Here is a 20,825-nt window from a genome sequence, read left to right as displayed (position 1 = left end):
CCCTACACGGGGCGTGGCGCCGTCTTGCCTGACTCCGCCGGGCCGAAATGCAGGCCCAGCCGCAGGGCCAGGGCGCGCAGGGCGCCGCTTTCCTGCAGGTGCAGGGCCAGCGCGATGTGGCCGTCCGGGCGCACCAGGTAGGCTGCGTCGCGGCCAAGGCCGGCCAGCTTGGCGGCCACGTTATAGGTATAGCAATGCACGGGCAGTTTCAGCACGCGCGCTTCGTCCAGCAGTTCGGGCGCCGGCTCGCCATAGATGTGCAATTGCCAATCCATGCTGCGCAGGGCGATAAAGTTGTTTTGCGTGCCGTCGGAAAACCACGGCAGGCGGTCGCCGCCGCGCAGGTATTCCGCATGGCCCGCGGACAGGGCGCTGTCTTCATAACTGATCTGGATTTGCGACACGGTCTGGAACAGCAGCCGGCGCGCCCGCGCGAAGCCGGACAGGAAGGGCAGGGCGTGCGGCACCAGCCAGCGGCGCAGGAATTGCCCGGCGATCCCTTGCGCGACGATGGCCTGGAAGGCGCGGTCGGTGGTGGCGACGAGCTTGCGGGCAAACACGATGCGCTCGCTTTCATAGGTGTCGAGCAGGGCGTCGTTGCTTTGTCCCCGCAGCTTTTGCGCCAGTTTCCAGGCCAGGTTGACGGCGTCGCCCAGGCCCGTGTTCATGCCCTGGCCGCCCACGGGGCTGTGCAAATGGGCCGCGTCGCCGAGGATGAAGCAGCGCCGTTCGCGAAACTGCGCCGCCACCCGGTGATGGACTTTATACGAGGAAAACCAGTTCACGTGCTCGACCTCGATGCCCAGCAAGGCTTGCACCTGTTCCCGCACGTCGTCGAAGACGGGCGCCGGCGCGCCATCGGGCACATCGGGCAGGATGCCGATCAGGCGCTGCATGCCGCTGGTGCGCACGGGCAGCATCAGCGCAAATGTGTTCGCGCCCAGGTGGGCGTGCAAATCCGTGTTGTTGCCGGCCACTTGCGCGTCCGCCACGTAATACAAATGGTCGTAGGTGCCGCCGGAAAACGCGAAACCGGCGATCTCGCGCACCTTGCTGCGCGCGCCGTCGCAGCCGCAGATGTAGTCAAACGTGCAATATTGACGTTCGCCATCTTTCAGCAGAATGGCTTGCACTTCGCTATCGTCCTGCGTCCACAGGTCCAGCGCCACGTTCCATTCCACATGCGCGCCGGCCGCCGCCAGCTTGCTGATGAGAAAGCGCTCATGCTCGTCCTGGGGCAGGCTCAGCACGAAAGGGTAGGGGCTCAAGCCTTCGCCGATCTCGCCCAGCGCCAGTTTCACCAGCTCCTCGCCGCCCTCATGGATGTGCATGGCGTTGATCTTGATGCCCAGCTGCACCAGCTCGTCGGCAAAGCCCAGCTGCTGGTAAAACTCCAGGGTGCGCGCATGCACGGCCATGGCCCGCGACGCCTGGCCCGGACCGCTATTCTTGTCGATGATGCGGCAATCGACGCCATGGCGCGCCAGGCGCAAGGCAAGCATGAGGCCGGTTGGACCGGCACCGACGATCAAGACGGGAGGAGTATTCATGCCATCCAGTATAGGACAGGATGGGTGATGGCTGCAGGACGATTGAAGTTGCCCGTCGGAAATGAAAATGTCCCGCCGGGGCGGGACATTCAGGGTAGTGCGCGCGCCTTGCGGCGCAGTCATCAAATGCCGCGCAGCAGCTCGTTGATGCCGGTCTTGGCGCGCGTTTTTGCATCCACGCGCTTGACGATCACGGCGCAGTACAGCGAGTACTTGCCGTCTTCCGAAGGCAGGTTGCCCGAGACCACGACGGAGCCGGCTGGCACGCGGCCGTAGGTGACTTCGCCCGTGGCGCGGTCGTAGATCTTGGTCGACTGGCCGATGTACACGCCCATCGAGATGACGGAGTTTTCTTCGACGATCACGCCTTCGACGATTTCCGAGCGGGCGCCGATGAAGCAGTTGTCTTCGATGATGGTCGGGTTCGCTTGCATCGGTTCCAGCACGCCGCCGATGCCGACGCCGCCGGACAGGTGGACGTTCTTGCCGATCTGGGCGCAGGAACCGACGGTGGCCCAGGTGTCGACCATGGCGCCTTCATCGACGTAGGCGCCGATGTTGACGTAGGACGGCATCAGCACGACGTTCTTGGCGATGAAGCTGCCGCGGCGGGCGACGGCTGGCGGCACCACGCGGAAACCGCCCTTGGCGAAGTCTTCCTTCGTGTAGTTGGCGAACTTGGTCGGCACCTTGTCGTAGAACTGCATCGTGCCATCGGATGGCAGGACGACGTTGTCTTCCAGGCGGAACGACAGCAGCACGGCTTTCTTGACCCACTGGTTGACGACCCAGTCGCCCGAGGTTTTTTCCGCCACGCGGATGCTGCCGTTGTCCAGGCCATTGATGACGTGGGACACGGCGTCGCGCAGTTCGGCCGTGCCGTTGCCTGGATTGATCTCGGCGCGGTTTTCCCAGGCCTGGTCGATGATGGTTTGCAGTTGTTGGCTCATGATGATGTCTTGTTTATGTAGGGGTTGATGCGGATGCGGAAAGCTGCTGGCAGAATTTTACTATGCGTAAAGCCGCTTCCAGCCCTTCGGCCGTTTCGGCCACCAGGGCCATGCGGATGCGGTTGCGTCCCGGATTGATGCCGTGCGCGTCGCGCGCCAGGTAGCTGCCAGGCAATACCGTGACATTATATTCGGCGTACAGGCGTTGCGCGAATTGCGTGTCGGACAGGCCCGTGCGGCTGACGTCGGCCCACAGGTAGAAGCCGGCGTCCGGCAATTGCACGTCCATCACCGATTGCAGCAGCGGCGTGATGGCGTCGAACTTGGCGCGGTACTTGGCGCGATTTTCCTCGACATGGGTTTCGTCGTTCCAGGCCGCGACGGAGGCCGCCTGCACGGCGGGGCTCATGGCGCCGCCGTGGTAGGTTCGGTAGAGCAGGAATTTTTTCAGCACTTCCGCGTCGCCGGCAACAAAGCCCGAGCGCATGCCCGGCACGTTCGAACGCTTCGACAGGCTGGAAAACACCACCAGGCGCGCATACGGGCGCTCGACAGTGGACAGGCCCAGCATGTGCGCCGCCTGCAGCGCGCCCAGCGGGGGCGTGTCGCCATGGTAGATCTCGGAATAGCACTCGTCGGCGGCGATGACGAAATCGTAGCGCTCGGACAGGGCGAACAGGTGTTCCCAGTCCGTCAGGGTCAGCACGGCGCCCGTCGGGTTGCCAGGCGAGCACAAAAACAGCAGTTTCACTTTTTCCCACACGGACGCGGGCACGCTGTCGTAGTCGCAGCCGAAATTGCGCGCCGGGTCGGAATTGACGAAATACGGTTCGGCGCCGGCCAGGTAGGCCGCGCCTTCATAGATCTGGTAAAACGGATTCGGGCTGATCACGAGCGAACCGGCCGCCGGATCGATCACTGTTTGCGCCAGCGCAAACAGCGCTTCGCGCGAACCGTTCACGGGCAGGATTTGCGTGGCAGGATTGAGCTTGGGGATGCCGTAGCGGCGCTCCAGCCAGCCGGCGATGGCGGTACGCAAGGCTTCCGAGCCGATGGTGGTCGGATAGCTGGCCAGGCCGTGGATATTGTCGACCAATGCCTGCTCGATGAAAGCCGGCGTCGGGTGCTTGGGTTCGCCCATGCCCAGGCTGATGGGCGCATACTCGGGATTGACCGTCACGCCGGCAAACAGCTGGCGCAGCTTTTCAAAGGGATATGGTTGCAGTTTAGCAAGAAGTGGATTCACGGAACGGACCAGGGCAAGAGTGGAAAGACGATGTTGCTCAGCGATTGCTAGGCGATTGCTTGGCGCGGCAGACTTGATGCCGGTCAAGTAATGAGCCGCGTCTTTCATTATAGCCGTCCTCGCGGGGCCGCTGTGCAAGCGGCATCGGCGTGAGGGCTGCCCGGCTTGCCACGGCATGCCGCAGCGGGGAGTGCCATGCCATGGCGCGGCAAGGTAAAATACGCTATGTCTACCTTACTTCCCACCCTGCTTGCTATTGAAACGTCGTCCGAACTGGCCTCCTGCGCCTTGTTGCGCGGCGATGCCGTCCTGTCCCGCGCCTCGTCCGGCGTGCGCACCCATTCCCAATCGATCTTGCCCATGGTGCAGGAATTGCTGGCCGAAGCGGGCGTCAGCCTGGCCGACGTGGACGCCATCGCCTACGGCTCCGGTCCCGGCTCGTTTACGGGCGTGCGCACGGCCTGCGGCATCGCCCAGGGCCTGGCCTACGGCGCGAATCTTCCCGTCGTGCCCGTCGTCACGCTCGACGCCATGGCGCTCGCGTGCCACCAGCAGCATGGTGCGCAACGCATCGTGACCGTGCTCGACGCGCGCATGGGCGAAGTGTACTGGGCGCAATATGATTACCAGGATGGCTTGCAGATTGTTTCGCCACCGGCCCTGAGCGCGCCGGCCGGCGTGGCGCCGCAAGGCGACGTCAACGGTTGCGGCAACGGCTTTGCCGCCTATGCCGATGCGCTGGCCGCGCTGCCGTGCGCCGTCACTGCCGACGCCGCCATCATGCCGCACGCCGTGCAAGTGGCGCAGCTGGCGCGCCTCGCCTTTGCGGCCGGTCAGTTCGTGACGGCGGCCGAGGCGCAGCCTTTGTATTTGCGCAACAAGATCGCCTACACGAGCGCGGAACGCCTCGACATGCAGGCCGCCAAGGCCGCCGCGGAGTCGGCGCAATGAGTGTGGCGGGCCAGGACCGCGCTGCCGGCTGGGACTTGCTGCGCCTCGACTATCAACCGATGCAGGAAGCGGACCTGGCGGAAGTGCTGGCGCTGGAACAGCGCGTGTATCCGCATCCCTGGACGCATGGCAACTTCGTCGATTCGCTCCAGAGCGGCTACCCGGCCTGGGTGCTGCGCGACGTCGATGGCACCTTGCTTGGCTACTTTTTGCTGATGCTGGTCGTCGACGAGGCGCATTTGCTGAACGTGGCCGTCGAGGGCGCCATCCAGGGCCAGGGGCTGGGCCGCTTCCTGCTGAACCAGTCCTGCGCCTGCGCGCGCCAGCTGGGCATGGAATCGATGCTGCTGGAAGTGCGCCCGTCGAACGTGCGCGCACTCGATATTTACCAGCGCTATGGATTTGAACAGATCGGCCGGCGCAAGGGATACTATCCGGCCGCCAACTCGCAACGTGAGGACGCCATCGTGATGCGTTATACCTTATGAGCCGCAGCGCCGTTTTCCTCGATGAAATGGGCGTCGGGCCCCTGTGGCGCTTGCGCCAGGGCGCCGTGCCGGAGGCGGTTGATGTCGTTGTCGCTCCCGTGGAAGTGGACGTCGCCGTGGCGGCGCCCGTGGCCGAAACCGCTGAAGCCGTGATCGAGGTGGCCGCTGAGCTGGTCGCCGCAGTGGTCGTTGAAGCAGCCGCCGAGGTGCAGGCCGAGGCGCCCGTCGCCGTGGCCGCAACGCCCGTTCCCGCCGCCGCGTCGGACGACACGGCCTGGTTCGACGATGCGCCGCCACCGCCGCCGGCCAGACAGCTGAGCGATACGGATATCGCCGCCCTCGACTGGGAAGGCTTGACGGCCGCCGTGGCCAAATGCGCGCGCTGCGACTTGTGCAAGACGCGCAAGGGCGTCGTCATGGGTCGGGGCGACCGTCAGGGCGATTGGCTGATACTGGCCAGCAGCCCGTCGCGCCTGGAAGAACGGGAAGGACGCGCCTTGCCGGGCGAGCAGGGCAAGTTGCTCGACAATATGCTGAAAGCCATCGAGGTCGATGCGGGCAGCGATGTGTATGTCACGCACTTGCTGAAATGCCGTCCGTTCGACGAGGCGGGCCAAGAACGCTTGCCCACCGAAGCGGAATCGGCCGCTTGCCGCCCGTACTTTGACCGCGAACTGGCCCTGCTGCAGCCGCGCACCATCGTCACCCTGGGTTCGATGGCCGCCGCCGGCATCAATCCCGGCGAGAAACCCGTGCGCGGCACCGTGCGCCAGCTGGGCAATGCCTCGGTCGTGGCCACCTTTCACCCAGAGCAACTGCTGCAGGACGAAACGGGCAAGGCCAAGGCGCGCGCCTGGGCTGACCTGTGCCTGGCGAAAAGCACGCACGGTGATTGAGTCAGCCATCGGCACCTTTCAGGCCCGTTTCGAGCGTCGCTGGGGGCATCTGACGCACCCCCGCGTGCGGGCGCTGGCCTGGCTGCTCGACTCGCCCGACTTGCTGGACCCCGCCAGCGGCCACTGGGGCGGGCGCATCGCCAGCTTGCCTCCCGTCACGCCAGCCGTGGCGGCGTGGCTGGGGGCGTTGCAGGACGACCCGTCGCCGCTCGATGCGGCGCTGGGGCCGAAATTTTATTCCCGCCTGGGCCTGTATGCTGAAAAGCTGCTGGCCTTTTATTTTGAGCAACAGGGGCTGCTGGCAGCGCATGGCTTGCAAGTGCAGGTGAACCGCAACGACACGGTGGGCGAGTTCGATTTCCTGCTGCATGGCGGTAACGACTTGCTGCACTGGGAATTCGCTACCAAGTTCTACCTGCTAGAAGGCGCGCCCGATCCCGGCGCCTTCCACCACTTGATCGGCCCCAACCTGGCCGATACGCTCGGTTTGAAGATGCGCAAGATCCTCGACAAGCAGCTGGCCTTGTCCCGCCATCCGGCCGCGCAAGACTTGCTGGCGCAGCCCGTGCGCGCGGCGCAGGCGCTGGTCAAGGGCTGGCTGTTCTATGCGGCAGGCGCCATGCCCGGCATGGACGGTATTTCACAGGAACATGGTCACGGTTTCTGGTGCACGCCGGCGCAATTGCCGGACCAGCGCTATGTCGTGCTGCCGCGCTTGCAATGGCTGGCGCCATTCAAGGGCCGCGAGACGGAGGTGCTGGATGCCGATGCCTTGCGCGCGCAGTTGTTTGATCTGGCGCAACCGGTGCTCGTCGCATCGGTGGACAATATCGAAGGCTGGGAAGTGGAGCGCACGCGCGGGTTTGTCGTGCCGCCTGACTGGACGGAGCAGGCTGCCGCGCGGCGGCTGGCTGGAGCTTTGCCGATTTAAAACTCTTAACCCCAAAAAATCCGGGGTCAGACCCTCAGGGGCTGACCCCGGCCCTTGCTGGGTTTAATGTTTTTGCTCACCGATCAAGGAAAGATTGTCGTGTTCCAGCTGGTTCAGCTTGTGCCTGCGCATGATCATGTACATGGTGCCGGCGACGAACAGGCCGAACAGGGTGATGATGATATTGAGCGGCAGGTGCAGGCGGATCATGATGGAATACACGGCCAGCATGGTCAGAATCGACAGGTTTTCATTGAAGTTCTGCACGGCGATGGAATGGCCTGCGCTCATCAGGACGTGGCCGCGGTGTTGCAGCAGGGCGTTCATGGGCACGACGAAGAAGCCGGACAGGGCGCCGATCAGGATCAGCAGCGGGTAGGCGATCCACACGGAGTGCACCTGCGTCATCATCATGACGATCATGCCCATGGCGATGCCCAGCGGAATGACGGTCAGCGATTTGCGCAGCGGAATGAAGCGCGCCGACAGCACGGCGCCGGCGGCCACGCCGATGGCGACCACGCCGACCAGGCTCGTTGCCTTGTCGAACGGCATGTTCAACGATTGCTTGGCCCATTCCAGCACGATCAGTTGCAAGGTGGCGCCAGCGCCCCAGAACAACGTCGTCACGGCCAGGGTGATCTGGCCCAGCTTGTCTTTCCACAGGATGGAATAGCAATTGGCAAAATCGGTGATCAGTTTGATAGGATTGCGTTCCTGGTGCGGATACACGCAGCCCGTGTCGGGAATCTTCAGGTTGGCCAGGGTTGCCAGCGCATAGATGCCGACCACCACGCACAGGGCCGCTTCCGTCTTGCTGGTGATGCCCGTGTCGATCAGGGGGATGTCGATCGAGAGCAGCAGGTCGGACACGTGACCGCTGACGAGCGCGCCGCCCATGACGGTGCCGAGGATGATGGAGGTGACGGTCAAGCCTTCGATCCAGCCATTCGCCGCCACCAGCTTTTCCGGCGGCAGCAGTTCCGTCAGGATGCCGTACTTGGCAGGCGAGTACACGGCCGCGCCGAAACCGACGACGGCGTAGGCCAGCAAAGGGTGCACATGGAAGAAGACGAGGGCGCAGCCGAAGATCTTGACCATGTTGGCGATGAACATGACCTTGCCTTTTGGCAGTGCATCCGCGAAGGCGCCGACAAAAGCGGCCAACAGCACGTAAAACAGCACGAACGATAATTTGAGCAGCGGCGTGATCCACGCCGGGGATTTCATGGACACCAATAAATCGACGGCGACAAAAAAGAGGGCGTTATCTGCCAGCGAGGAAAAGAACTGCGCCGCCATGATGGTATAAAAACCACGATTCATTCTGGATTGCCTGAAATCATATCTGGCTTGCTTTATACCACGAAAAAACGGCAAACCCCAAGTTTGGACGGGGCTGCTTTGCATCCTCTTGCCTAAGCGAAGCTTAATTATTCTGCCGTAGAAAAATACATCACATGTGAGCATTTTGTAAATGATGTCCTCTGTACACGATCGTGGGCGTCTGCCGTGTCCGCATACCGTGCATCCGGTAAAATACGGCTTTCCCACTTGCCGTGTGTCACGCTTATGCCCAGGCCTCTCCTCGCCACCATCCATCTTGATGCCATGCAACACAATCTGGCGCGCGCCCGTGCCGGCGCCCGCGGCGCCAGGGTGTGGGCCGTCGTCAAGGCAAACGCCTACGGCCACGGCCTGGAACGGGCCGTGCGGGGCTTTGCCGAGGCCGATGGCCTGGCGTTGGTCGAGGTCGACTACGCCGTGCGCTTGCGCGAACTGGGCTGGACCAAGCCCATCTTGCTGCTGGAAGGTTTTTTTGACGCCAGCGATTTGCCTGTCATGGCGCACTATGGCTTGAACGGCAGCGTGCATTGCGAGGAGCAGATCGCCCTGCTGGAGGCGGCGCACTTGCCGCGCGCCATCGACGTACACCTGAAAATGAACACGGGCATGAATCGCCTGGGTTTCACGCCGCAAGCCGTGGCGGCTGCCTACGCGCGCCTGCGCGCCATGCCGCATATCGGCACGATCACCCTGATGACGCATTTCGCTAACGCGGACGAGGCGGGGGCCACGCGTTTGCCTTTGGCCCAGCAGATGCTGCGCTTCGAAGCCGGGGCGGCCAGCATCGGCACATCATTGCCGCGCAGCCTGTGCAATTCGGCCGGTGTGCTGATGCACCAGCTCGACAGCGACTGGGTGCGTCCCGGCGTCATGCTGTACGGCGGCACGCCCAGCGGCGCACCGGGCGGCACGTCCGCGCAAGCGTTCGGCTTGCTGCCCAGCATGACCTTGCGCAGCAGCATCATCGGCATCCAGCATATCGCCGCCGGTGAGGTGGTGGGCTATGGCAGCCGTTACGAAGCGGCCGGCAATATCAAGGTGGGCGTGGTGGCGTGCGGCTATGCGGACGGCTACCCGCGCCATGCGCCCGAAGGCACGCCCGTGCTGGTCGATGGCGTGCGCACGGGCCTCATCGGTCGCGTCTCGATGGACATGCTGATGGTCGATTTGACGCAGGTGCCCGGCGCGCGGGTCGGCAGCAGCGTGACCTTGTGGGGCCAGGGCATGCCGATCGACGAGGTGGCCTTGGCCGCCGGCACCATCGGCTACGAGCTGATGTGCGCACTGGCGCCGCGCGTGCCCGTGGTCGAAGCAACACAGTGACGACGGCCCGCCATTTGTATATACTGTGAATCCACTGTATATATAAACAGCATTTTTACCTTACCCGGGCAAAGTACACCATGGCAAAAGTCAAGACCATCTACACCTGCAGCGATTGCGGCGCCATCAGCAACAAATGGATGGGGCAGTGCACCTCGTGCAACCAGTGGAACACCATGGTGGAAACCCTGCCCGAGACGGGCGGCAACAACCGCTATTCGAACCCGCAGCACATGTCGCTGGCGCAGACGGCGCCCGTGCTGTCGCTCGACGATATCGACGCCATCGACGTGCCCCGCTTCGGCACGGGCATCGAGGAATTCGACCGCGTGCTGGGCGGCGGCATGGTGGCCGGCGGCGTGGTGCTGATCGGCGGCGACCCCGGCATCGGCAAGTCGACCCTGCTGCTGCAGGCGCTGGCCAATATGTCGCACCACAAGCGCGTGCTGTACGTCAGCGGCGAGGAATCGGGCGCGCAGATCGCCCTGCGCGCCAAGCGCCTCGTCATCGACGCCAAGGAACTCAAACTGCAGGCGGAGATCCAACTCGAGAAGATTCTCGCCACCCTGGCCGATTTAAAACCGGAAGTGGTGGTGATCGACTCGATCCAGACCGTGTATTCGGACGCGCTCAGCTCGGCGCCGGGGTCCGTGGCGCAGGTGCGCGAGTGCGCGGCGCAGCTGACGCGCGCGGCCAAGCAGACGGGCGTGACCATCATTCTGGTGGGCCACGTGACGAAAGAGGGCGCCTTGGCCGGCCCCCGCGTGCTCGAACATATCGTCGACACGGTGCTGTATTTCGAGGGCGACGCCCATTCCAGCTTCCGCCTCGTGCGCGCCATCAAGAACCGTTTCGGCGCCGTCAATGAACTGGGCGTGTTCGCCATGACGGAAAAGGGGCTGAAAGGGGTGTCGAACCCGTCCGCCCTGTTCCTGTCGCAGCACGACAACCAGGTGCCCGGTTCCTGCGTGATGGTGACGCAGGAAGGCACGCGTCCCTTGCTGGTGGAAATCCAGGCCCTGGTCGACACCAGTCACTTGCCGAATGCGCGCCGGCTGTCCGTCGGCCTGGAGCAGAACCGCCTGGCCATGCTGCTGGCCGTGGCGCACCGCCACGCGGGCATCGCCGCCTTCGACCAGGACGTGTTCATCAATGCCGTGGGCGGCGTGAAGATCACGGAACCGGCGGCCGACCTGGCCGTGTTGCTGGCGATTAACTCGTCGATGCGCAACAAGCCCTTGCCGCGGGGCTTGGTGGTGTTCGGCGAAGTGGGGCTGGCGGGCGAGATCCGCCCCGCGCCACGGGGCCAGGAGCGCTTGCGCGAAGCTGCCAAGCTGGGCTTTACCCTGGCCGTGGTGCCCAAGTCCAACCTGCCCAAGCAAGTCATCGAAGGCATCAAGGTGATCGGCGTCGAGCGCATCGACGAGGCGTTCAACAAGTTGCGCGACCTGGAGTAAAAACACCGAACCTAACCTACTGCGCGTCGCGATTTGCAGCCTGCGGTGCTCACTGTGCATTCGCACAGCTGCGCTTCTCGGCTACAACTCACTTCCGCTCGCTACGGTTATGTTAGGTGTTTAACGGTTTGGCCTGATATGGTTTAAATGCCAAGCTTGAGACAAGTCAAACAGAATTTCCGTTTAGAACTATAATATTTGTCCGATGGATTCCAGCGTGAATCCGCGTCGACAATGCATGGATAGAGAAGCGGAATACAGTGTCAGTTGAGCAAAGGCAGGGCGCACGCAAGATATTGCGTGCCAAGGCAATGTTGGTAATGGAGGGCGCGGGTCCCGTGGCGGCGCGCACCCTCGATGTGGGACCGGGCGGCATGTCGGCCGTCATCGCGGAGCCGGTGCCGACAGGCAAGAAGGGCAAGGTGCTGTTCGAGTTGTTTTACGATGGCTCGGCGCACATCATCGAGGCGCGCGTGTCCGTTTCGCACTGCATTTTCAGCAGCGCAGGTTTCAAGGTGGGACTCACTTTCCTGCAACTGGACATGGCCGTCAGCAGTGCCATCTCGAAATTCATGCGCTGAGGCACGCCAGAAGCTAAGCGGCAAGTGATTGCGCTAAAATGGTGCATATGGGTTTGCAGTCAGGAAAAACTTGTTCTGTTCGCTGTTTTGATATTCCGGTAATACTGCATAATTATCAACCAGAAGAGGGACGCCGCCGCGCCACGCGCGCCTGTCGTCCGTTTCCAGCGCAGCACGGTCAGGACCTGAACCGTGCGCCTTGACCATACACCCGACGGGAACGCCTACCATGTTTAATTCGACCATCAACAGCAGGGCCTACACCAACAACACGCAGCAGACGACGCAGGGCAATATCTCGGCCGACGTGTATGCGAAGGTGGAGCGCCAGATGCAGTCGCAAAACACGGGCGTCGTCAAGCTCAACGCCAGCCTGGCGCGCGACCAGGCCAAGTTCTCCGGCCTGGGCCAGCTGCAATCGGCGCTGGCGAAATTCCAGACCGTGGCCAAGAACATGGCCGGCAGCGGACTGGCCACCTCGGCCACGTCCAGCAGCAAGGATGTGCTGAGCGCCACCACCACCGACAAGGCCGTCAGCGGCAGCCATGAGCTGAACGTCAAGCAACTGGCGCAGGGACAGACACTGCTCAGCGGCGCGCAGAAATCCTCGAGCGCGGCCATCGGCACGGGCGCTCCCGCGCTGGTCAAGATCGAAATGGGCACGGCCGACGGCAAGCAATTTACGCCTGGCAGCGGCAAGATCATTTCGCTGACCATCGACAGCAGCAACAATAGCCTCGACGGCATCGCCGCCGCGCTCAAGCAGCAGGGCATCGACGCCAGCGTGGTGAAGGGCGCCGATGGCTATTCGCTGGCCCTGAACGGCAAGAGCGGCGCCGACAGCAGCATGCGCATCAGCGTATCGGGCGACGCGGCCGTCAGCAATCTGCTCAGCTATGCGCCCGGCGCTGGCAAGGGCATGCAGCAAACGGCCGCCGCGCAGGATGCGCTGCTGACCGTCGACGGCAAGGACATCAAGAGCGCCACGAATACCCTGACGACGGCCGTCGAGGGCGCCACCATCGAATTGAAGAAAAAGGGCACGACGGACCTCGTCATCGCCAAGGACAGCAGCCAGATCGCGACCAACGTTGCCAGCTTCGTCACGGCCTACAATGAGCTCAACAGCAAGCTGCAGAGCTTGCAGCAGGGCGATTTGAAGTCCGACACGGCCCTGGGCCAGGTGCGTTCGCAGATGGAGCAAGTGCTGCGCACGGCCAGCACGGGCGTGCCTTCCTCGGTCTTGAGCAGCGCCGGCGTGACCCTGGGCAAGAGCGGCGAGCTGGTGCTCGACGACAAAAAACTCAAGGCGGCCATCGCGGCCGATCCGGATGCCGTCAGCAAGATGTTCACCAATAACGGCAAGGGCGTGGCGGACCAGTTCGCCAGCAAGATCGGCGAGCTGACGGGCGAGACGAGCATCATCCGCAAGGAAGTGCAGACGGTCGGCAAGGACATCACGACGCTCACCAACAAGAAAGCCGTGCTGGCCAAGGCCCTGACGGCGCAGGCGCAGGCGCTGGTAAAAGCGTATTCGGCGCAGGAACAGATGGGCACGAATTCGGCCTTGCCTGGCTATACCGGCAAGAATTCCCTGTTCGACTTCATGGCTTGAGAGCGCACCGCTAAAGCGCCCATGGCGGCGTTGCACCGCCTTGCCGTACCAGCGTACTGCCTGCGGCGCTGCGCCTTGCCCTTAGCGCTGTATCGGAGCGCTGCCAGTTGGCTAGATTCTGTCGCCCTGGGCAAAGAAGGCCGACGGCGAGCTGCCAAAGGTCTTCTTGAACATGGCGGAAAAGGCCGACTGGCTGGCGTAGCCCAGCTCCTCGGCCACCTGCGACAGCGGCACGCCGCGCGCGATCAGGGGCGCCGCGTGGGCCAGACGCACTTGCTGGCGCCACTGGCCAAAACTCATGCCCAATTCCCGTTCGAACAGCCGCGCCAGGGTACGCTCCGAGGCGCCGACCTGCTGCGCCCAGTGTTCCAGGGTCTGGTGCGAGCCCGGTTTCTCGATCAGGCCGTCGCACAGGGTTTTCAGGCGCTTGTCGCTGGGCAAGGGCACGCGGATGGGACGCGTGGCCGAGCGTTTCAATTCATCGAGGATCAGTTCGGCCAGCAGCGCCTCGCGCACCGGTTCCTGGCCCGGGTCCAGCTGTTCCAGCGCCATGATCAGCTGGCGCAGCAAATTCGACACTTCCAGCACCTTGCAGTCATGGCCCGCGAACGGCGCGCGCGCGGCATGGATGCACAGGGGGCGCAGGCGGGTTTTTTCCAGTATCGTGACGGCATGCTCCACGTTGGGCGCGATCCAGATGGCGCGCATGGGTGGCAGCACCCAGCTGCTGTTGTTGGCGGTGATGCGCAGCACGCCTTCGAGCGCCATCGTGACCTGGCCCCAGGGATGGCTGTGCGGTAACAGGAATTCATCGGGTTGCAGGTCGCGCGCGATCATGGTCACGGGGATGGTCGCGCTGGGCGCTTCCCGTGGCGGACACATACGGGTATGGTGGAGGATAGGTACACCCATCAGCTTGGCCTTAATTCGATAAATTATGTCGTTCTGTCGGAAAACGGACGATGATATTTTGCATACACTTGAGCTTCACCAGTATAAGACAGGGTATGACATGATAACAACTAACTCGGCATCCGAACTCCCCACCTTGCGCAGCGACGCGCGCGTCATCGCCCTGGTGGGGCTGGCGCATGGCGTGTCGCACTTTTATCACCTGATCCTCGCGGCCCTGTTCGTCTGGCTGAAGCCCGCCTTCGGCCTGTCGTATGCGGAACTGGGCCTGCTGATGACGGTGTTCTTCATCATCTCGGGCGTGGGGCAGGCGCTGGCCGGCTTTGTCGTCGACCGCTTCGGCGCCCGCGCCGTGCTGTTTTCCGGCATTTTCCTGCTGGGCGTGTCCGCGCTGGCGCTGTCCACCGCGCACAGCTATGCGGCGCTGATGTTGGGCGCCATGCTGGCCGGCATGGGCAACAGCGTGTTCCATCCGGCCGACTATACCATCCTCAACCAGCGCGTCTCCGCGGCCCGCGTGGCCTACGGCTTTTCCGTGCATGGCATCAGCGGCAACATCGGCTGGGCCCTGGCGCCCGTGTTCATGACGTATGTCGCCACGCATTATGACTGGCGGGTGGCGCTGCAATGCGCGGCCGTGCTGCCGTTCGGCGTGCTGCTGATCCTGTTCCTGAACCGCCACGCCATCCGTCCCGAGCCATTGAAGAAGGCCGCGCCAGGCCAGGTCGCCGGCGGCGAAGGCACGCTGGACTTCCTGCGCCTGCCGGCCGTGTGGATGTGCTTTGCCTTCTTCTTCATTACCGCCATCGCCCTGGGAGGCATCCAGAGCTTTGCCAGCGTGGCCCTCGTCAAGCTGTACGGCATGAGCCTGGCGCTGGCCACCAGCGCCTACACGGCCTATATGCTGGCCTCGGCCGTGGGCATGCTGGCCGGCGGCGTGGTGGGTGCGCGCAGCAAGCAGCCGGACCGCAACGTGGCGATCGCCTTTTCCGCCGCCGCGCTGCTGGCCGTGCTGCTGGCCATGGCCGTCGTGCCGGCCTGGGGTGCCGTGGTACTGATGGGCGCCATCGGCTTGACGTCGGGCGTGGCGGGCCCGTCGCGCGACCTGATGATACGCGCGGCCGCGCCGAAGAATGCCACCGGGCGCGTGTACGGCGTCGTGTATTCGGGCCTCGACAGCGGCCTGGCCGTGGGCCCCCTGTTCTTTGGCGCGCTGATGGATGGCGACCATCCGGCCCTGTTGTTCGTCTTCATCGGCGTGTTCCAGGCGCTGGCGATTGCCACGGCCGTGGGCGTGGGCGGCAAAACACGTGCCGCCGCGCTGCAAAAGGCATAGAATCGTTGCCATCTGCAACGAAAGGAGTCCCCATGACCTTTGCCACCACCGACCTGTGCGACGACTATGCGGCCATGCTGGACGATGGCACCCTGGCCGTGCTGCCGCCCGTGTACCGCGCCTTCGGCCAGCGCGTGCGCTTCAGCGGCCCCGCCACTACCTTGCACGTGTTCGAGGACAACGCGCTCGTGCGCAGCACCCTGGAAACGCCGGGCCGGGGTCATGTGCTGGTGATCGATGGCGGCGGCAGCCTGCGCCGCGCGCTGGTGGGCGGCCAGCTGGGCGTGCTGGCCGAAAGCAATGGCTGGGCCGGCATCGTCGTCGATGGCTGCATCCGCGACAGCGAGGAAATCAATGTCTGCCAGATCGGCGTGCGCGCCCTGGCCACGCATCCGCGCAAGAGCAACAAGACGGGGGCGGGCCAGCGCGACGTGCGCGTGCAGATCAGCGGCGTGACCGTACACCCGGGCGACTGGATCTACGCCGATGCGGACGGCATCCTGGTGGCGCGGCACGAACTCGATTGAATTGCTTTTCATGGGGTAATAGGTGTTGCAAATTGTTCACATTAAATATATTTTTGCAAAGTTCTTTGATTTTCATCATGGCTGAGATATGATTTCACTTAAGGTAACTTTAATGTTAATTAAGTAAGGAAATCAGACCATGAAAATCGCCACCATCGCAGCAGTTGTCGCCCTGTTCGCCGCAGGCACCGCCAGCGCCAGCCCCGTCAACCTGATCACGAATGGCAATTTTGAATCGGTCGCTCCTGGCTACACCTTTTCCAGCGGCTTCCATGTCGTCAACAGCGGTTCCTCGGCCATTACGGGCTGGACCGTTGGTGCCAGTTCCGTCGACTTGATCCGCAATGCCTACAACGCCATCGATGGCTACAGCATCGACATGCTGGGCACGCCTGGTCCGGGTTTCCTGTCGCAAAATTTCAATGTCGTTGCCGGCCAAACCTATCAGCTGACTTTTGACATGGTGCGCAATTCCGGCGGGCCCGCAGGCCAGGGCGTGACCGTCAATCTTGGCGGCGTGGTGCGGAACTTCTATTCGACGGACGCCGTCTCGAACACCCTGTACGCCAATACTTTTGGTTTCACGGCCGGCGCCACCGGCCTGGCGACCCTGTCGTTCGCCAGCGCCGCCAAGGCGGGCACGCCGTTCGACAATTACTCGGGCGCCGTGATCGACAACGTGTCCGTGATGGCCGCCGTGCCGGAACCGGAAACCTACGCCATGCTGCTGGCCGGCCTGGGCCTGATGGGTTTCCTGCGCCGCCGCAAGGCCGCCAAGTAAATCCGCTTCTGCTCCACATCAACCGCCTGCGGCCATGCCCAGGCGGTTTTTTATTGTTCAGGGGTCTTGCGCGTAGCCGTCGACCTGCACGACAAAGCGCTCGATCCGCGGCCAGGCGGCGCGCGTGCGCACCGGCGTTTCTTCCGTGGCCATGAACATGACGTAACTGTAGCCCGTGCGCCGGTCGCGCCAGGAATGGCGCGTGCTGTCCCACATGCAACAATAGCGCTGGAGCCTGGGCAAGCCATACGCGCGCCGCAGATACGCTTCCGCCTGCTGCGCATGCCGGCCATCGACTTCGTAGCGCGCTTCGAACGGCTGGTCCTGGCGCGCCATATTTTGCTGGCAACCCTGGTAGACGATGTAAGCGGGCTTCCGGCCCTGCCTGGACAGGAAATCGCCGCAGCTCAGCTCGGCCGCCTGCGCGCCACCTGCGGCCAGCAGGCATAGCCACGGCAGCAGTTTAGCGAGCGGCATCGGCGTCTCCCCGCAAGGGACAGGCCTGCGCCTGCGCTTCCATGCGCCGCGCCAGTTCGCCGCGCAGCTGGTTCAGCCCGGCGATGCGCGCATCGATGTCGGCCAGCTTGCGCGCCAGCGCCGCGCGCAGCAGTTCCGCCATGGCCGGATCGCCTGCGCCGGCCAGCAGCGGCATGTCGGCCTCGATTTCGGCCAGGGTAAAGCCCAGCTGCTGCGCCGTGCGCAGGTAGCGCAGCCAGTCCGCCGCCTCGGGCGGATAGTCGCGGTAGCCATTCGCGCCGCGCCGCGCGCGCAGCAAGCCGCGCTTTTCATAGAAGCGCAGGGTATCGCGGCTCAAGCCCGTCGCCTGTGCCATCTCGCCGATCTGCATGGGATTCTCTTTCATAAAATGCTTGACCATGGAGTGTACTCCAGCCTTGAGAATGGATGCTTTCCATACACAGGAGTTGCCATGTTGTCCGTTTCCGCCTTCCGCCGCGTGGTGCGCGCCAGCGCCATTTATGATGTGGTCATGATTGCCCCGTTTACCACGCCGTGGACGTTCCTGCTCATGCGCGAGCACTTGAACACCCTCAATCTGGCCCTGGGCGGCGCGCCGCTGCCCGTCTTCGGACCGTTTCATTTGCTCATCAGCAGCTTGCTGGGCAGCGTGGTGATGGTCTGGTCGGTGCTGCGCATGCTCGATCCGCAGCCGCGCTTCGGCCGTTACGACGCGGTGGCACGCTACCTGTTTTCCACCTGGATGGCGTGGGCCTTGCTGGTGACGGGCCAGCCCCTGCTGTGGCTGTTCCTCGTGCCGGAGCTGGCCTTTGGTCTCGCGCAAAGCCTGCCGGTGCGCCGCAGCGAGGGCGGGCTGGAAGGGCAAGCGCGCGAATCGTTATTGAGATGACGATAACGAAATGCAATAATGGCCGTGCTCGCAGTGCAACAATGACTGCAATGAACGACTATTAAGGGAATGATTATGCAGCAGGATGCCGCAGGAAAAAACATGGCGCTACTCGATCCGGTGGTGGCGCCGCGCATCGCGGTGACGCGCCTGGTGACGGGCCTGCTGCAAGGCTTGCTGCTGTACTGGCTGTACAGCACGGCGCAAGACAAGGTCTGGCCCGCCACGGAAGCGTATCTGCTGGGCCCGCTGATGCTGATCAGCCTGCTGCTGCCCATCCTGCTGGTGTCCAGCCTGGGCCATATGTCGATCAAGCGCATCGCCCTGTGGATGGCGGGCGCGGCGGCCGTGCTGGCCGTGCTGGCCTGGCACGATGTGGCGCGCGGCGCCGAGCACGTGATCTGGGGCAATTACAAGCCGGGCGCGCCGCTGCGCGTGATCTCGGCCCAGCTGTTCGGCTTTAGCGTCGTGGGCCTGTATATCGCCCACGCGCTGGTGCTGGCCAGCGCCCAGGATGGCCGGCGCATCGCCCGCTATCCCACCTATTTTGAAATCGCCTGGAAGCTGGGCATCCAGCTGCTGTTCTCCCTGCTGTTCGTGCTGGGCCTGTGGCTGGTGCTGTGGCTGGGCGGGCAGCTGTTCCTGCTGATCAAGCTCAGTTTCCTGAAAAAGCTGCTGGGCCAGGCCTGGTTCGTGATACCCGTCATCTGCTTCGCCTTTTCGTTCGCCATCCACATCACGGACGTGCGCCCATCCATCGTGCGCGGCATCCGCACCTTGCTGCTGGTGCTGCTGTCGTGGCTGATGCCGATCGCCGCCGTGCTCGTCTCCGGTTTCCTGCTGACCTTGCCCTTCATCGGCTTCGAGCGCCTGTGGGCCACGCGCCATGCGGCGTCCGTGCTGCTGGGCATGGCCGGCGTGCTGGTGGTGCTGATCAATGCCGCCTTCCAGAATGGCGAAGTGGGCCATGGCGTGGCGCGCGGCATCCGCCTGGGCACGCGCCTGGCCTGCCTGCTGCTGCCGTGGGTGGTGGGCATCGCCATCTATGCGCTGACCCTGCGCGTGATGTCGCATGGCTGGACGGCCGACCGCCTGATCGCTGCCGCCTGCCTGCTCGTCGCCACCTGCTACGCCGTCGGCTATGCCTGGGCGGCCAGCAAGTATGGTGACTGGCTGCACCTGATCGCCAACGTCAACGTGGCCACCGCCTTCGTCACCCTGCTGGTGCTGTTCGCCCTGTTCTCGCCGCTGGCGGACCCGGCGCGCATTTCCGTGGCCAGCCAGATGGCGCGCCTCGACAGCGGTAAAGTCAGCGTGGACAAGTTCGACTTCGAGTACCTGCGCTTCGAGGGCGCCCGCTACGGCCAGGCGGCCCTGCAGGAATTGACGCAGCGCACGACGGGGCCGGACGCGGCCATCGTGCGGGCCCGCGCCGAGGCCATGCTCAAGCGCCAGAACCGCCTCGACGAGACGGGCGCGCTGAGCGACGTGTCGATCAACCTGACCCTGCGCCCGGCCACGGCGAAGCTGCCGGAGAGTTTCCTGCGCCAGGACTGGACGCAAGTGAGCCCTGCCTGGCGCCTGCCCGCCTGCTTGAAGCGGGCAGGGCAGCAGTGCGATGCGTATCTGCTCGATTTCGATGGCGACGGCAAGCAGGACGTGCTGCTGATCAGCAATGATCCGCGCGCCTCGTCGGTATTGCTGGCGGAAAAGGACGACGGCAGCTGGCATGCGCGCGGGCAAATCCCCGTCGATGCCCTGCGCTGCAAGCCCCTGCGCGAGAAACTGCAGGCGGGCGAGTTCCAGCTGGTGCCGCCGAAGGTGCGCGAGCTGGAAGTGGACGGCCAGCGCGTGCCGATGACCTTATATACGCCAGAGGACGAGGTCAGCTGCCCGGATGAGACGGCACCGACCCCGTAAATGGCCGGGCGAGGAGTGGCGCCTGGCATCTGCATGAGACAACCTTGCGAGGCAGGCGGGATCGACCCGCAAGCCATCGCTCACCTGCCCGTCACTTTTTTGCGTTTTCTGTATTTGTTGATATTCTGGCGGAACGCTTTTTTCGCCAGCGTGTCAATGTTGTGTGCCGCCACCCGTCGCCGGGAGGGCGCACGGCTTGCCCATTCCACCTTCACCGAGGAAGCCAGGAAACGCCATGCACAAACAGATCATCCTCAACCTGCCCGTGAAGGACCTGGACACATCCAAGGCCTTCTTTTCCGCGCTCGGCTTTACCTTCGATCCCCGCTTCAGCGGCGAGAACGCGGCCTTCATGCACATCGTCGACGGCGCCATCCAGGCCATGCTGACGACGGAGCCGTTCTTCCAGTCGCTGATCGACAAGCCGGTCGCGAATGCCAGGCAAGCCAATGAACTCGTCATTTGCCTCAGTTGCGAAAGCCGGGAAGAGGTGGACAGCCTGATCGCCAAGGCAGCGGCCGCCGGGGGGCGCATCCCGCATCCGCCCGAGGACCATGGCTTCATGTATGACCAGGGCTTCGAGGATGTCGATGGCCACCTGTGGAACCTGGTCTGGACGGCGCCGGAAGCCTGACGCCTGAGGTGAAC

Annotated in this window: 21 protein-coding genes; 14 read left to right on the top strand and 7 right to left on the bottom strand. The window is 63.8% G+C overall.

Going from position 1 to position 20,825, the window contains the following annotated elements; genetic code table 11:
* Nucleotides 1–2 precede the first annotated feature (2 nt).
* The 3 genes from GCN78_RS00170 to dapC form a co-directional block, all read right to left on the bottom strand.
* On the bottom strand, nt 3–1,550 hold the full coding sequence (locus GCN78_RS00170) for an FAD-dependent oxidoreductase (RefSeq protein WP_152249754.1): 1,548 nt from the start codon (nt 1,548–1,550) through the stop codon (nt 3–5).
* A 122-nt stretch (nt 1,551–1,672) separates the two neighbouring features.
* Nucleotides 1,673–2,500 (bottom strand): 2,3,4,5-tetrahydropyridine-2,6-dicarboxylate N-succinyltransferase, encoded by an 828-nt coding sequence (dapD, locus tag GCN78_RS00165; protein WP_131687277.1) that lies wholly within the window; start codon nt 2,498–2,500, stop codon nt 1,673–1,675.
* Nucleotides 2,501–2,513: 13 nt separating this feature from the next.
* Nucleotides 2,514–3,746: a succinyldiaminopimelate transaminase gene (gene dapC, locus GCN78_RS00160; RefSeq protein ID WP_152249752.1), complete on the bottom strand. Its 1,233-nt coding sequence runs from the start codon at nt 3,744–3,746 to the stop codon at nt 2,514–2,516.
* Between the two features lie 225 nt (nt 3,747–3,971).
* Between dapC and tsaB the strand changes: the two genes are divergently transcribed.
* From tsaB to GCN78_RS00140, 4 genes are read left to right on the top strand one after another with little or no spacing between them, the layout of a single operon-like run.
* On the top strand, nt 3,972–4,697 hold the full coding sequence (gene tsaB, locus GCN78_RS00155) for a tRNA (adenosine(37)-N6)-threonylcarbamoyltransferase complex dimerization subunit type 1 TsaB (protein WP_152249750.1): 726 nt from the start codon (nt 3,972–3,974) through the stop codon (nt 4,695–4,697).
* Nucleotides 4,694–5,185: a ribosomal protein S18-alanine N-acetyltransferase gene (gene rimI / locus GCN78_RS00150; RefSeq protein WP_152249748.1), complete on the top strand. Its 492-nt coding sequence runs from the start codon at nt 4,694–4,696 to the stop codon at nt 5,183–5,185. Before tsaB ends, rimI begins: the two co-directional genes overlap by 4 nt.
* Nucleotides 5,182–6,081, top strand: coding sequence for a uracil-DNA glycosylase (locus tag GCN78_RS00145; RefSeq protein WP_152249746.1), 900 nt, complete (start codon nt 5,182–5,184; stop codon nt 6,079–6,081). The genes rimI and GCN78_RS00145 overlap by 4 nt, the downstream gene beginning before the upstream one ends.
* Entirely contained in the window at nt 6,077–7,012 is a 936-nt protein-coding gene (locus GCN78_RS00140; RefSeq protein ID WP_226939422.1) for a DUF1853 family protein, read from the top strand. The genes GCN78_RS00145 and GCN78_RS00140 overlap by 5 nt, the downstream gene beginning before the upstream one ends.
* A 63-nt stretch (nt 7,013–7,075) precedes the next feature.
* On the opposite strand, the gene lplT is transcribed toward GCN78_RS00140, so the two are convergent.
* Nucleotides 7,076–8,338 carry a lysophospholipid transporter LplT gene (gene lplT, locus GCN78_RS00135; protein ID WP_152249742.1) on the bottom strand — a complete coding sequence of 421 codons (1,263 nt, stop codon included), beginning with the start codon at nt 8,336–8,338 and terminating at the stop codon, nt 7,076–7,078.
* A 246-nt stretch (nt 8,339–8,584) separates the two neighbouring features.
* On the opposite strand from lplT, the gene alr reads away from it, so the two are divergent.
* The 4 genes from alr (at nt 8,585) to fliD (ending at nt 13,335) form a co-directional block, all read left to right on the top strand.
* Nucleotides 8,585–9,682 (top strand): alanine racemase, encoded by a 1,098-nt coding sequence (gene alr, locus GCN78_RS00130; RefSeq protein WP_152249740.1) that lies wholly within the window; start codon nt 8,585–8,587, stop codon nt 9,680–9,682.
* An 80-nt stretch (nt 9,683–9,762) separates the two neighbouring features.
* Nucleotides 9,763–11,139, top strand: a complete 1,377-nt coding sequence (gene radA, locus GCN78_RS00125; RefSeq protein WP_152249738.1) for a DNA repair protein RadA — start codon at nt 9,763–9,765, stop codon at nt 11,137–11,139.
* 260 nt (nt 11,140–11,399) lie between these two features.
* Entirely contained in the window at nt 11,400–11,720 is a 321-nt protein-coding gene (locus tag GCN78_RS00120; protein WP_226939385.1) for a PilZ domain-containing protein, read from the top strand.
* 229 nt (nt 11,721–11,949) lie between these two features.
* Nucleotides 11,950–13,335, top strand: coding sequence for a flagellar filament capping protein FliD (gene fliD / locus GCN78_RS00115; RefSeq protein WP_152249734.1), 1,386 nt, complete (start codon nt 11,950–11,952; stop codon nt 13,333–13,335).
* 111 nt (nt 13,336–13,446) lie between these two features.
* Here the strand turns inward: fliD and GCN78_RS00110 are convergent, their stop codons facing one another.
* Nucleotides 13,447–14,217, bottom strand: a complete 771-nt coding sequence (locus tag GCN78_RS00110) for an AraC family transcriptional regulator (protein ID WP_152249732.1) — start codon at nt 14,215–14,217, stop codon at nt 13,447–13,449.
* A 130-nt stretch (nt 14,218–14,347) separates the two neighbouring features.
* On the opposite strand from GCN78_RS00110, the gene GCN78_RS00105 reads away from it, so the two are divergent.
* From GCN78_RS00105 to GCN78_RS00095, 3 genes are all read left to right on the top strand, one after another.
* Entirely contained in the window at nt 14,348–15,583 is a 1,236-nt protein-coding gene (locus GCN78_RS00105; RefSeq protein WP_152249729.1) for an MFS transporter, read from the top strand.
* Nucleotides 15,584–15,615: 32 nt separating this feature from the next.
* Nucleotides 15,616–16,110, top strand: a complete 495-nt coding sequence (gene rraA / locus GCN78_RS00100; protein ID WP_152249727.1) for a ribonuclease E activity regulator RraA — start codon at nt 15,616–15,618, stop codon at nt 16,108–16,110.
* A gap of 139 nt (nt 16,111–16,249) precedes the next feature.
* Nucleotides 16,250–16,891 carry a choice-of-anchor C family PEP-CTERM protein gene (locus GCN78_RS00095; RefSeq protein WP_152249725.1) on the top strand — a complete coding sequence of 214 codons (642 nt, stop codon included), beginning with the start codon at nt 16,250–16,252 and terminating at the stop codon, nt 16,889–16,891.
* A 57-nt stretch (nt 16,892–16,948) separates the two neighbouring features.
* On the opposite strand, the gene GCN78_RS00090 is transcribed toward GCN78_RS00095, so the two are convergent.
* A complete protein-coding gene (locus GCN78_RS00090; protein ID WP_152249723.1) occupies nt 16,949–17,368 on the bottom strand; it encodes a DUF4952 domain-containing protein in 420 nt (139 codons plus the stop codon).
* A complete protein-coding gene (locus GCN78_RS00085) occupies nt 17,355–17,738 on the bottom strand; it encodes a MerR family transcriptional regulator (RefSeq protein WP_152250256.1) in 384 nt (127 codons plus the stop codon). Before GCN78_RS00085 ends, GCN78_RS00090 begins: the two co-directional genes overlap by 14 nt.
* An 81-nt stretch (nt 17,739–17,819) precedes the next feature.
* Here GCN78_RS00085 and GCN78_RS00080 point away from each other — a divergent pair, with 81 nt between their 5' ends.
* From GCN78_RS00080 to GCN78_RS00070, 3 genes are all read left to right on the top strand, one after another.
* Nucleotides 17,820–18,257, top strand: coding sequence for a hypothetical protein (locus GCN78_RS00080; RefSeq protein WP_152249721.1), 438 nt, complete (start codon nt 17,820–17,822; stop codon nt 18,255–18,257).
* Nucleotides 18,258–18,359: 102 nt separating this feature from the next.
* Nucleotides 18,360–20,177 (top strand): DUF4153 domain-containing protein, encoded by a 1,818-nt coding sequence (locus GCN78_RS00075; RefSeq protein WP_152249719.1) that lies wholly within the window; start codon nt 18,360–18,362, stop codon nt 20,175–20,177.
* 235 nt (nt 20,178–20,412) lie between these two features.
* Nucleotides 20,413–20,811 (top strand): VOC family protein, encoded by a 399-nt coding sequence (locus tag GCN78_RS00070; RefSeq protein WP_152249717.1) that lies wholly within the window; start codon nt 20,413–20,415, stop codon nt 20,809–20,811.
* The last annotated feature ends 14 nt before the right edge of the window (nt 20,812–20,825 follow it).

This window comes from Janthinobacterium rivuli (assembly GCF_009208735.1).
Lineage (GTDB): Bacteria > Pseudomonadota > Gammaproteobacteria > Burkholderiales > Burkholderiaceae_D > Janthinobacterium.
Note: the sequence above shows the minus strand (reverse complement) of the source record. Positions and strands in the feature narration are given on the sequence as shown.

Coding starts and splice junctions, on each gene's coding strand:
- GCN78_RS00080 (WP_152249721.1), top strand. CDS start 17,820: ATGTTGTCCGTTTCCGCCTTCCGCCGCGTGGTGCGCGCCAGCGCCATT.
- GCN78_RS00085 (WP_152250256.1), bottom strand. CDS start 17,738: ATGCAGATCGGCGAGATGGCACAGGCGACGGGCTTGAGCCGCGATACC.
- tsaB (WP_152249750.1), top strand. CDS start 3,972: ATGTCTACCTTACTTCCCACCCTGCTTGCTATTGAAACGTCGTCCGAA.
- radA (WP_152249738.1), top strand. CDS start 9,763: ATGGCAAAAGTCAAGACCATCTACACCTGCAGCGATTGCGGCGCCATC.
- alr (WP_152249740.1), top strand. CDS start 8,585: ATGCCCAGGCCTCTCCTCGCCACCATCCATCTTGATGCCATGCAACAC.
- dapD (WP_131687277.1), bottom strand. CDS start 2,500: ATGAGCCAACAACTGCAAACCATCATCGACCAGGCCTGGGAAAACCGC.
- GCN78_RS00090 (WP_152249723.1), bottom strand. CDS start 17,368: ATGCCGCTCGCTAAACTGCTGCCGTGGCTATGCCTGCTGGCCGCAGGT.
- GCN78_RS00070 (WP_152249717.1), top strand. CDS start 20,413: ATGCACAAACAGATCATCCTCAACCTGCCCGTGAAGGACCTGGACACA.
- GCN78_RS00110 (WP_152249732.1), bottom strand. CDS start 14,217: ATGTGTCCGCCACGGGAAGCGCCCAGCGCGACCATCCCCGTGACCATG.
- GCN78_RS00075 (WP_152249719.1), top strand. CDS start 18,360: ATGGCGCTACTCGATCCGGTGGTGGCGCCGCGCATCGCGGTGACGCGC.
- fliD (WP_152249734.1), top strand. CDS start 11,950: ATGTTTAATTCGACCATCAACAGCAGGGCCTACACCAACAACACGCAG.
- GCN78_RS00095 (WP_152249725.1), top strand. CDS start 16,250: ATGAAAATCGCCACCATCGCAGCAGTTGTCGCCCTGTTCGCCGCAGGC.
- GCN78_RS00170 (WP_152249754.1), bottom strand. CDS start 1,550: ATGAATACTCCTCCCGTCTTGATCGTCGGTGCCGGTCCAACCGGCCTC.
- GCN78_RS00105 (WP_152249729.1), top strand. CDS start 14,348: ATGATAACAACTAACTCGGCATCCGAACTCCCCACCTTGCGCAGCGAC.
- rimI (WP_152249748.1), top strand. CDS start 4,694: ATGAGTGTGGCGGGCCAGGACCGCGCTGCCGGCTGGGACTTGCTGCGC.
- rraA (WP_152249727.1), top strand. CDS start 15,616: ATGACCTTTGCCACCACCGACCTGTGCGACGACTATGCGGCCATGCTG.
- lplT (WP_152249742.1), bottom strand. CDS start 8,338: ATGAATCGTGGTTTTTATACCATCATGGCGGCGCAGTTCTTTTCCTCG.
- GCN78_RS00145 (WP_152249746.1), top strand. CDS start 5,182: ATGAGCCGCAGCGCCGTTTTCCTCGATGAAATGGGCGTCGGGCCCCTG.